6 protein-coding genes are annotated in these 9,973 nt (G+C 61.4%); 2 read left to right on the plus strand and 4 right to left on the minus strand.

The features are described 5' to 3' along the window. The first annotated feature begins 280 nt into the window (after positions 1 to 280). Positions 281 to 1,150 (plus strand): hypothetical protein, encoded by an 870-nt coding sequence (locus J8I87_RS38010; protein WP_209937515.1) that lies wholly within the window; start codon positions 281 to 283, stop codon positions 1,148 to 1,150. 1,332 nt (positions 1,151 to 2,482) lie between these two features. Continuing rightward, positions 2,483 to 2,926 carry an MTH938/NDUFAF3 family protein gene (locus J8I87_RS38015; RefSeq protein ID WP_245254455.1) on the plus strand — a complete coding sequence of 148 codons (444 nt, stop codon included), beginning with the start codon at positions 2,483 to 2,485 and terminating at the stop codon, positions 2,924 to 2,926. Between the two features lie 134 nt (positions 2,927 to 3,060). Here J8I87_RS38015 and J8I87_RS38020 read toward each other — a convergent pair whose 3' ends face one another. The 4 genes from J8I87_RS38020 to J8I87_RS38035 all read right to left on the minus strand — a co-directional run. Beyond that, positions 3,061 to 3,348, minus strand: a complete 288-nt coding sequence (locus tag J8I87_RS38020; protein WP_209937516.1) for a GYD domain-containing protein — start codon at positions 3,346 to 3,348, stop codon at positions 3,061 to 3,063. A 297-nt stretch (positions 3,349 to 3,645) separates the two neighbouring features. Continuing rightward, complete coding sequence (locus tag J8I87_RS38025; RefSeq protein WP_313068077.1) at positions 3,646 to 4,431, minus strand: 2OG-Fe(II) oxygenase family protein; 786 nt, start codon at positions 4,429 to 4,431, stop codon at positions 3,646 to 3,648. A gap of 293 nt (positions 4,432 to 4,724) precedes the next feature. Next, the gene (locus tag J8I87_RS38030) at positions 4,725 to 6,062 is read right to left on the minus strand and encodes a TolC family outer membrane protein (protein WP_209937517.1); all 1,338 of its coding nucleotides are present in this window, start codon (positions 6,060 to 6,062) and stop codon (positions 4,725 to 4,727) included. Positions 6,063 to 6,334: 272 nt separating this feature from the next. Further along, on the minus strand, positions 6,335 to 9,973 hold a 3,639-nt coding region (locus J8I87_RS38035; protein WP_245254456.1), incomplete at its 5' end, for an Ig-like domain-containing protein.

Consider the following 9,973-nt stretch of genomic DNA (forward strand, 5'->3'; position numbering starts at 1 on the left):
TCGATGGGGTCGATCGTCGGTCAATCGGGCGTATTGGCGCTCGAAACGAGGTATGCGGTCTTGGGGTACACCTACAGCTTTGACGACGTCAAGCGCTCAACCGTAGCGAGGCGTGAGGAGTGAGTCGTGTGAACCATGAACATGGGTTTTGGGAAGGCCAATGAAATTCAGGAGCGAGCGGCCGTACGGCGGGCGGCTCGGGTCGGTCCACGCCCGTCCCTCATGTGACGCGCGCGAACGCTGGCTCGAGAGGCTGTTCAAGGCGCTACAGGAAGATCAGATGCCCTACATCGAAAGTCTGGGCGCGCAGTGGGGCACGCTGTGCGCGACGCATGAACTCGCTTGCCGATGGGCGGACCGACTTCTACCGATTGTGACCGAAGTGCTGGGTTCCGGCGGTCACGGCTATTTCGTTGGCACTGTCCCGTGTCTGAGTGCACTGTATGCTGCGGGCCGCTATCGGGACGTGATCGATCTCGTGGACAGCGATCGTCTGGGTCTCTGGTGGTATCGTCGCTGGGCCGTCGACGCGCTCGTATCGCTCGGTCGCCCAAGCGACGCGCTGCGCCTCGCTGAAGCGTCGCAGGGACTGAATGCGCCTGGGGGCGAAATTGCAAAAGCGTGCGAGGCCATCCTGCTCAGCTGCGGCATGAATGATGAGGCCTACCGTCGCTATGCGATCGCGGCAAACCGCGCCGGCACCCATCTGGCCACGTTCCGGGCGATTGCGCGAAAGTATCCCGAACGCCCGCCCGAACGCATTCTCGCGGACCTTGTCGAAAGCGAACCAGGCGCGGAAGGTAAATGGTTTGCCGCCGCAAAAGATGCCGGCCTGTTCGACGTCGCATTGTCTCTTCCAACGCGTAGTCCGACTGATCCGAGGACACTGACTCGGGCTGCGCGGGACTTTGCAGATAAGCAGCCGCATTTCGCCATGGCCTGCGCCCTGGCGGCGCTGAACTGGATGGAAGTCGGGTATGGCTATGAGATCACAGGGCTCGACGTGCTCCACGCCTGGGAGGCCCTCGTTGGCGCGGCGGCGGCAACCAGCAGTGTTTCGCTTGCCGAGGTAACGCGCAACGTGCGTCAGATCATTCGCGGCGACAATTCGTTCATCGGAAAAGTCTTGGTGACGCAACTGGCGTCATGACCGTGCCGTTGCGACGACCGTTGAACGATTAACAGGGCGGCGGTATCGAGAATCAGTGGCGTGCGCGGTGAGGACGAGATGCGCCAATGATTTCCAAGCAATTTCCCGGTTAGGGCGCTCCCGATCCGAAAAGGGCTTGCCTTCTGGCACCGATTTAATCCCGTTCGTAATCAAACGCTTGCTGTCTACCCGGCAAGTCTCGTCGGCGCTGGTCTACGCGCGTTGACCAGCGGCAGCGTCGCGGCCTCCTGAGCCCGCCTTGGACGAAGTCTGCTCGCGTAGCGTCCTACTGGAAAAATTAAGGTCCAGCGCAAGTTAATGCCTTCAACATGCGTCGGCGGGGTTGTCGACCAAGGTCGGACTCGATTTGATGTGAGAAGCGTCGATTCCCGCGTTGTGATGTACCCGGTCGTATCCAAAGGGCGTATCAATCAAAGAACACTTCATATGGCGAGGGCGGGTCGTTTGCTTCGCTTCTGGCTGTCACGGATGCGAGCTTGACGGGCTGCACTTCTATCGTGCGACATGGCGCCGCGCGGATTGGCGGATCTTCCTGCTCGCACCGCTCGACGACGGCGTACACTGCTAATACGGCGCAGCTGCCGTATCGGAGGTTGCTATGGTCCGAAAGCTCTCAGATCTGTTCAGGCGGCATCCAATGACAGGTGCCCCTGATGAGATGGCCCACGCGGAATCTCAAGCTCAACGGGATGAACATGCACGGTTTGCCCAGACGCAGGCGAAAAAACTCTGGGAAACAGTCAGTCGTCGTCGCCACAGGGATATGAGAGGCCGTTAAGGGGGAAATGGACGGCCCCATCGTCCGGAAAGTCGAAACGCGTAATTCCGTGCCCCAGTGCGCTCCGGCTACTGGGGCCTCCGGCGTCTTGTTTCAGTTTTCGAGCAGTTCCATGAACAGCCATTCTGCAATGGATGAACTGCTCATCCGATCGTGAATTTGCCGCAATTGAGATGACAAAATCGGGTTTCGAAAACAGTCAGGTTCCTAGTCAAAAGGCAGTGGAATTCCGATTCCGCAACCTTCCATTTACGCCATGCAAGCGGGGGCTGCCTGAGTTCGCATCGGTGATGGGGTCGTCGCATCGGTGTGGAACGGCGGAGCCTACCGCACTTCGCCGGAGGTTACCGACGTTGAATCTCTGCGACAGCACGCCAGTTCTACGCGCGTAGGTCCACGCGTCGCCGCCAGCATGGCGCCAACCGCGTAGACGCCGATGCAATCCTCGCGGCGCAAATCATCTGACATACGCACGCCGGGTGTGGAAAGTTCCGTCGACGACACGACCCTTTGCCGTTCCTGGTGCGCGCGCAATGAACGACGGGCGCTGGTTTTTCTCAATAGCCGGTTATTTGTACCGTACCGCGGCCATTCTGGTGACGGCGGCGATTGGACAAGTGGAGGCGGGCATGCACTTCGACGCGTTTTCTTTCGGTTCCATCCGTATAGATGGCGTCACTTACGAGCATGACGTGGTGATCGACCGCGGGCAGGTTCGCAAGCGCAAGAAGAAACCATCCAAGGCGTTTCGCGAAGCGTTCGGCCATACTCCCGTATCTACGGCTGAGGCCATCCCGTGGAATTGCCAGTGCCTCGTGATCGGCACCGGCACCGGGGCTCTGCCGGTGATGGAGGAGGTAAAGCAGGAAGCCGAGCGCCGGAAAGTCGAACTGGTTATCGTGCCGACGGAGGAGGCCATCGCCAGACTCAAGGAGCAGACAAGCCGAACCAACGCGATTCTGCATGTCACGTGCTAGGGGCGCTTCTTGCGCTGCTTTTCAAAGGCGAGCCAGTTCGACCGAAACACCGTGGGGCGCCAGGGCGCCTTGTCACGAAGTGCCCGGTGAGCGCGCAAGTCCGGGCACACTACAGAGAGAGATGAACAGCGAGGCTACAGCGCCCCGATGAAATCTTTCCACACGGTCGCTTGCATGGTCTCGGTTGCGGCATGACCATAACCCCGGATGATCAACGCCGCGAGCTCAAGCTGTTTGAGATCGTTCGACTCGACAATGTCCACGACGTCGAATCGCCCGAGCGTCAGATAGCTGTCTTTCCAGGTGACGGCGGGGCATTCCGCCTTGATCTTCTCCGCCACGGAGTCGGCGATCTGTTTGAGTTCCTTGGGATCCTTGAACGCGTCAGGAGCGAGACGGCTGAGGATGACGTAGGTTGCCATGGAATACCTCCGTGCAAAATTACTCCCGATCAGGTACGGCCCTCACGCTGAAGCTGAGGGCCACTAGTCAGGCGGTGCGCGTTCCTGCCTCTTCATTATAGTAAGGTCCCCTGCCGTTAAAGTCTGGGATCGTGGGTCTCGCTCGTCGTTTGCCCGCCGGTAATACGCGACGGGGCGACGGTCTTATACGACGCCCGTCCATGGCGGGCGGAAGGGATTTTCACTGTCCGCAGACGGCCAGGCGACAGGATGTACCCGGGACGGCGCAACGGCCGGGCGAGTTGCGTGCGACCCGGGTCATGGCAACCCCCAGAGCGGCGGGCTCATGATCTCGTCATAGTCGGCGAACATGATGTTGAAGCTGATGCTCACGCGAGCCTGCGCGCTCGTATTTGCCGAGACCGAATGCGGTAGCCAGGCCGGGAATATTAACAACGTGCCTTCGCTGACCGGCAAGACCACCTGATCCGTGTTGTATGCCGTTAGCTCAGTGACGGGCGGACGAATAATCGCCGTCTGCGGGCGCGGATCATGAAAATTGATCGTGTCCGCGCCCGTTTGCGAGCGCAGGTAGTAGACGCCGCTCAGGAAGTTGTTCGGGTGACTGTGCATCGCGTGTGACCCGCCTGGCGCGAGCACATTGATCCAGCATCCGGTGATGCGAAATGGGGCATCGGCTACTTTGAGAAAGATGAGTACGTCGCGCGCCGCCTGATCGATCAGCGCAATCAGCGCGGCGAACTCGGGCTTTTCATGCTGCCGGTGTCCGGATTGCCATGCAGCGCCGCTACGGGCGCCATCGCCGCTCCGGATGAGGACGTCCACGTATGCCATCAGATCCCGATCCAGAGGCTCGTAACACGCGGGCTCGAGGCGGCGCTGCCATACGAAAGTCGGAAAGATGCGGATGACATCTGGAGTGGAAGTGGAGGCTACCATTGCCGTGCGCACGCCGCGCTGTATGGGATACCCACTTGTCACTATAGGTCGGAAGTCGGCACCATGTTGCCGCATCAGGTGATCAAGAACATCGGAGAAGTGAATTCTCCTGAAAAGCAAAGCGTGATCGTGTTTGTGGCGCACGCCAGGCTCCTGATCAACTTCGCCAAGAAGGCGCTGACTGCCGCGACGTCACGCTTTCTGGCCGTCGGACTTGACCCGCTCGCGCAGTATGGGACTCCGGTCGGACGCTGGAGGAGAGCCGTTCGCCTGGCTAATGCCCCAGACATGCGGCCGACAGGTTGTCCCCGCGCAACGGTCCCGTAAACGACGGGCGGAAGAAATTACAGACTGCTGCATATTGCAAAACAGTTTGCCATACATCGAACGTATGCCTCGCGCACCACAAACAAAACCTTATAAGAGTAACGGGAGGGTCACGGCATTCGCACACTGTGCAACGCGACAGCCTCAGCCGGCATCGCGACATGCAGTGTGTCGAGCAGTTGCCCCATGCCTGCGAACACTCGGTACGCGCTCGCCGCCTGTGCATATTGACCGCCGATATAGTCGGTGCGCGCGTTGTAGTACTCGTTTTCCGCGTTGAGCAGATCCAGCAGCGAGCGTTGACCAATGCCGAACTGCAATGAATACGCCTCGCGGGTCGCTGCGCTGGAATTGACGTATTGCTTGAGCACGACAACCCGGTCGCGCGCCGTGAGATACGCATTGAACGCGAGTGACACGTTTTCCTCGATCTGGCGGCGGGTGCGATTGCGAGTCTCCTCGGCTTCGCGGACCTGCGCATGCGTCTCGCCGATTTTTGCCTTGTCGGCACCGCCCTGAAAAATGTTGTAGCGAAGGCGCAGCATGATGCGGCGGTCGTTGGTCGGCCCAAGAATGCCCTCGCGATCGTTCAACGTGCTGACTTCGAGATCGAGTCGCGGCCACAGTGCGGACTTTGCGACATCGTATTGGGCGCGTGCCTGTCCGACGTCCGCCTCCGCACCCGCGAGCGCCGGATGATAGGCCAGCGCCGCATCGACGGCCAGTTGCGCGCTTGGGGGCATGCCACTCTCCGGTGCGACTGGCTTGACGAGTGCGCCGGGCGGCATGCCGACCAGATGGGCATAAGCGATCTCGGCATCTTTCAGGCTGCTCTGTTCGGTGCGCAAATTGTCGCTGGCGAGAGCCAGCCGGGTCTCAGCCTGATAAAGATCGGCGCGGCGTCCTACGCCGCGCTCGCTACGCAGCCTGATCTGCTCATAAATTCGGCGATGCGCTTCGATATTGTCCTCGGCGGCGGCCGTCGTTTCCTGGCGTCGCAAGACTTCGAGATACGCGCCCACGACGCGCAGCGCCATGTCTTCCGAAGTCGTGGCGACTGCATAGGCCGAAGAATCGATGCGTGCTTCCTGACGCGCGACCTCGCTCTTGACGGCGAAGCCGTCGAACAGCATTTGCGACAGCGTCACGCTGGCCGTGCGATGTGTGAACGTTGTTTGACTCACGCCGAGCAGACGGGTCTCCTCGTCGTCTCGCCGTTCGCGCCCAATGGCGGCGTCGAGATCGAGGCGCGGCCAGTATCCGGCCTGTGCGCCTTTAAGCCCTTGATCTGCCGCTTCCCGGGTATGCGTTGTTGCAAGCACCTCGGGGTTGGTCGTGACAGCTCGCTCGACTGCTTCCTGAAGGGTTTGCGCCCCCGCGTGCGAAGGCGAGAGCACGATACCCGACGCCAGCACGAGCAGGGCAGGCAAGAGCTTGTTGTTCTTCATTGCGCGTTTCCTGTAACGCATGGGCGGCTTGCATTCCGGGGTGCACAAGCACGAACCGACATTTCCCCCGACGCCCGGAACCGCATGGCGACTCATGTTACTTGACACACATTGCGGTTTCAAGAAGCGCAAATACCGTTGACGGGATGCCCGATATGGAGCGTCGACTTCTTCAGATCCCGAGAGTGCGACGTTAAACGTTGAGGCATCCGCAAGCGATGCCCAAGCCGGTCGGCGGTCGGCTAAAGGGCTCGCTGGCGGTGTGCCTGCGTTCAATACTCCTGGATATGCGGAGGGGCGACGTATGTGACAATCGTCCCGCTGCCCTGGTCATGCGCCAGATGGAATCCGCCAGCGGAAAGATTGCCTTGCAGCGAGATGTTGGCCGTATGCACGCCATCGCTGACGGTCAGCGTACCGCCCGTGTTACTGGCCGCGAAGCTGAGCGTCGTGTGGTCGCTGTACAGCACGTCTGCCAGATCGAGGGCGTCGCCCGCCGCGAATCCCGACACGGTGCCCGTAAATCCGGCAGCCTGGTCGAGCTTGAGCGTGCCTGCCGCTCCATCGGCGAAGGTCATGTTCCCCGCCGATGCTGCGCCGAACTCGAGCGTCGCTGCACCGCTGATCATCGCGCTTCCGTTGCCCGTGACGTCACCATGAACCGTCAGATTACCGCCGTTGGCCCACAGATTGCCCGAGTTGGCTACGGCGCCATTGATTTCGAGGCCTCCTGCGCCTGTTGCTTCGAGCGTGCCTGTGTTGACGACAGCGTTGCTTCCTGTATCGATCAGCAGCGAATGGGTGCCGTTCGCGACGATCGTGCCGCCATTGACGAGGCTGAGTTGGCCCGCACCGATCTGGCCCGCGCCGGAGATCGTATTGTCAACGTTGATGAGCATCGCTTCCGCGGTCCCGCCGAAGATGACGTTATGGCTATCGTCGGAAAGCGTGACGTTTCCGCCGCCTTCCAGCGTTGCATTCCTGACGAGGACTTCGAGGTCCGTCTCGTGGCCCGTCGAAGCAAGCGCGATCGTACCCGTGTTGTCGATCGTGCCACCGAGCGGAAGCATCGCGCCATCGTTCAATGTCATGACACCCGGATTCGACATGACGGGCGTTTGATCGAATACGAAGTTGCCTGCGGTGAGGTCGGCGGAGTGGACGCCGACCATGGTGATGGTCTCGTTCGCGCCGAGTGTGATCAGTGCGTTGCCGTGGGCATCGTCGGTCATGTGGGCTTGCAGATCGGTGAAGCTCGTGATGCCCGTGAAGCCGACGAGATCGATTTTGTCGAGCGCGACGTTCATGTCGTGCACTGTGTCGTTGCCGATTGGCTGCGCGAAGACGAACAGATCGCTGCCGGCTGAACCCGTCAGGTGATCGTCGCCGGACCAGGCGAAGATCGGTGCATTGGCGGCATACGCTTCGACGTTATCGGCGACTGTGAGCGTCGCGTGGCTGCCGTCGGCGTTGGTCCAGTTCTCTGTTACCGTGAGCACGGTAGCGCCTGTGAACGAAGCCGGTGGCGTGACCGTGAGCGCGCTCAGGTCGTTTGCCGGGACGGCCCACGTGCCGTTGCCAAGGTCGGTTCCGGCATTCAGCTGCCAGCCGGACGGAATGCCGGCGATCGTCACTGTGAGATCGGCCGCGTGGTTGGATGTGTCCGCCAGCGCGAGGTTGATTTCGGAGCCGGCTGCTCCGGCAGGGGCTGTTGCGTTGAACGATACATTGTTGCCCGCGAGATCGGTGGCGGAGATCGTTAGCGAATCGTTGCTGGCCAAATGGGCATTCTTGTAGGACCACGTGCCGTCGCTGTTCACTGTCGCGGGTCCATTGGCATTAGGGTGTGTGGTGTCTGTGATTTGAAAGGAGGTTATCCCGGCGCTATCGGCGTATGTGCCCGACAGCGTATTTTTGCTCAGCGAGTGATCTGTGAAATTGATCGTCAGTGCTGGGGCGTACGTGAAGCTGAAACTTGTCGCGCCCGACACGTTGCCCGCAACGTCCATTTCTCGAACCTGCACATTGTTTACGCCCGAAGTGGGCGAAAAGCTGGTGGTCCAACTGGCGCCGTTGTTTATGCTGTACTGGACCGTTGCGCCTGTTTCCAGCCCCGCGATGTTCAGCGTGCCGACGCTGGTGATGTGGTCGGTGGAACTTGTACCGGTGTCGTTGGCCAGCACAACCGTAGGTGCGGCCGGCGCGGTGGTGTCGAGTGTGAACGTGAGGCTCATGGCGCCCGAGACATTGCCCGCAATGTCGGTCTGGCGTACCTGTACGTTGTTCACACCTTCGACCGCCCTAAAGCTGCTGCTCCAGTGCGCGCCGTTATCGATGCTGTACTGCACGGTCGCACCGCTTTCAATGCCCGTGAGATTAAGCGTGCCGACGTTGGTGATGTGGTCGGCGGTGCTGCTGCCCGAGTCGGTCGTGAGCGCGACGCCCGGTGCGGCCGCCGACGTGTCGAGCGTAAAGCTGAAGCTGGTCGCGCCGGAGACGTTGCCGGCGACGTCGGTCTGGCGGACCTGCACGTTGTTCACACCTTCAACCGCGCTAAAGCTGCTGTTCCAGTGCGCGCCGTTATCGATGCTGTACTGCACGGTCGCACCGCTTTCAATGCCCGTGAGATTAAGCGTGCCGGTATTGGTGATGTGGTCGGTAGTGCTGCTGCCCGAGTCCGTCGTGAGCGCGACGCCCGGTGCGGCCGCCGACGTGTCGAGCGTGAAGCTGAAGCCGGTCGCACCGGAGACGTTGCCGGCGACGTCGGTCTGGCGGACCTGCACATCGTTGACGCCCTCGCTGGCGCTGAAGGTGGTGCTCCACGTGTGGCCGCCATCAACCGAATACTGGACCGTGGCACCGCTCTCGACGCCGCTCAGACTCAGCGTGCCGGTGTTGGTGACGTGGTCGGTGGCACTGCTGCCCGAGTCGGTTGTGAGCGCAACGCCCGGTGCGGCGGCCGACGTGTCGAGCGTGAAGCTGAAGCCGGTCGCACTGGAGACATTGCCGGCGACATCGGTCTGGCGGACCTGCACGGTGTTCAGGCCTTCAGTGGCGCTGAAGGTGCCCGTCCATGAGTGGCCGCCATCAACCGAATACTGGACCGTCGCGCCGCTCTCGACACCGCTCAGACTCAGCGTGCCGGTATTGGTGACGTGGTCGGAGGCACTGCTGCCCGAGTCGGTCGTGAGCGCAACGCCCGGTGCGGCCGCCGACGTGTCGAGCGTGAAGCTGAAACCGGTCGCACTGGAGACATTGCCGGCGACGTCGGTCTGGCGGACCTGCACGGTGTTCAGGCCTTCAGTGGCGCTGAAGGTGCCCGTCCACGTGTGGCCGCCATCAACCGAATACTGGACCGTCGCGCCGCTCTCGACACCGCTCAGACTCAGCGTGCCGGTGTTGGTGACGTGGTCGGTGGCACTGCTGCCCGAGTCGGTTGTGAGCGCAACGCCCGGTGCGGCGGCCGACGTGTCGAGCGTGAAGCTGAAGCCGGTCGCACTGGAGACATTGCCGGCGACGTCGGTCTGGCGGACCTGCACATCGTTGACGCCCTCGCTGGCGCTGAAGGTGGTGCTCCACGTGTGGCCGCCATCAACCGAATACTGGACCGTCGCGCCGCTTTCGACCCCGGTGACGGCCAGCGGGACGGTATTGGTGATGTGATCGGTGGCGCTGCTGCCCGAATCGGTCACGAGCGCAACGCCCGGTGCGGCGGCCGACGTGTCAAGCGTGAAGCTGAAACCGGTCGCGCCGGAGACGTTGCCGGCGACATCAGTCTGGCGGACCTGCACATCGTTGGCGCCTTCGCTGGCGCTGAAGGTTGTGCTCCACGTATGGCCGCCATCGGTGGAATACTCGACTGTGGCACCGCTCTCGACACCGCTCAGACTCAGCGTGCCGGTGTTGGTGAC

It is taken from the genome of Paraburkholderia sp. LEh10 (assembly GCF_017814945.1).
In the GTDB taxonomy this organism is placed as follows: domain Bacteria; phylum Pseudomonadota; class Gammaproteobacteria; order Burkholderiales; family Burkholderiaceae; genus Paraburkholderia.

What these genes read in the sequence shown, in the direction of transcription:
- J8I87_RS38015 (WP_245254455.1), top strand. Translation starts at nt 2,483, where the DNA reads ATGAACGACGGGCGCTGGTTTTTCTCAATAGCCGGTTATTTGTACCGT.
- J8I87_RS38020 (WP_209937516.1), bottom strand. Translation starts at nt 3,348, where the DNA reads ATGGCAACCTACGTCATCCTCAGCCGTCTCGCTCCTGACGCGTTCAAG.
- J8I87_RS38030 (WP_209937517.1), bottom strand. Translation starts at nt 6,062, where the DNA reads ATGAAGAACAACAAGCTCTTGCCTGCCCTGCTCGTGCTGGCGTCGGGT.
- J8I87_RS38010 (WP_209937515.1), top strand. Translation starts at nt 281, where the DNA reads ATGCCCTACATCGAAAGTCTGGGCGCGCAGTGGGGCACGCTGTGCGCG.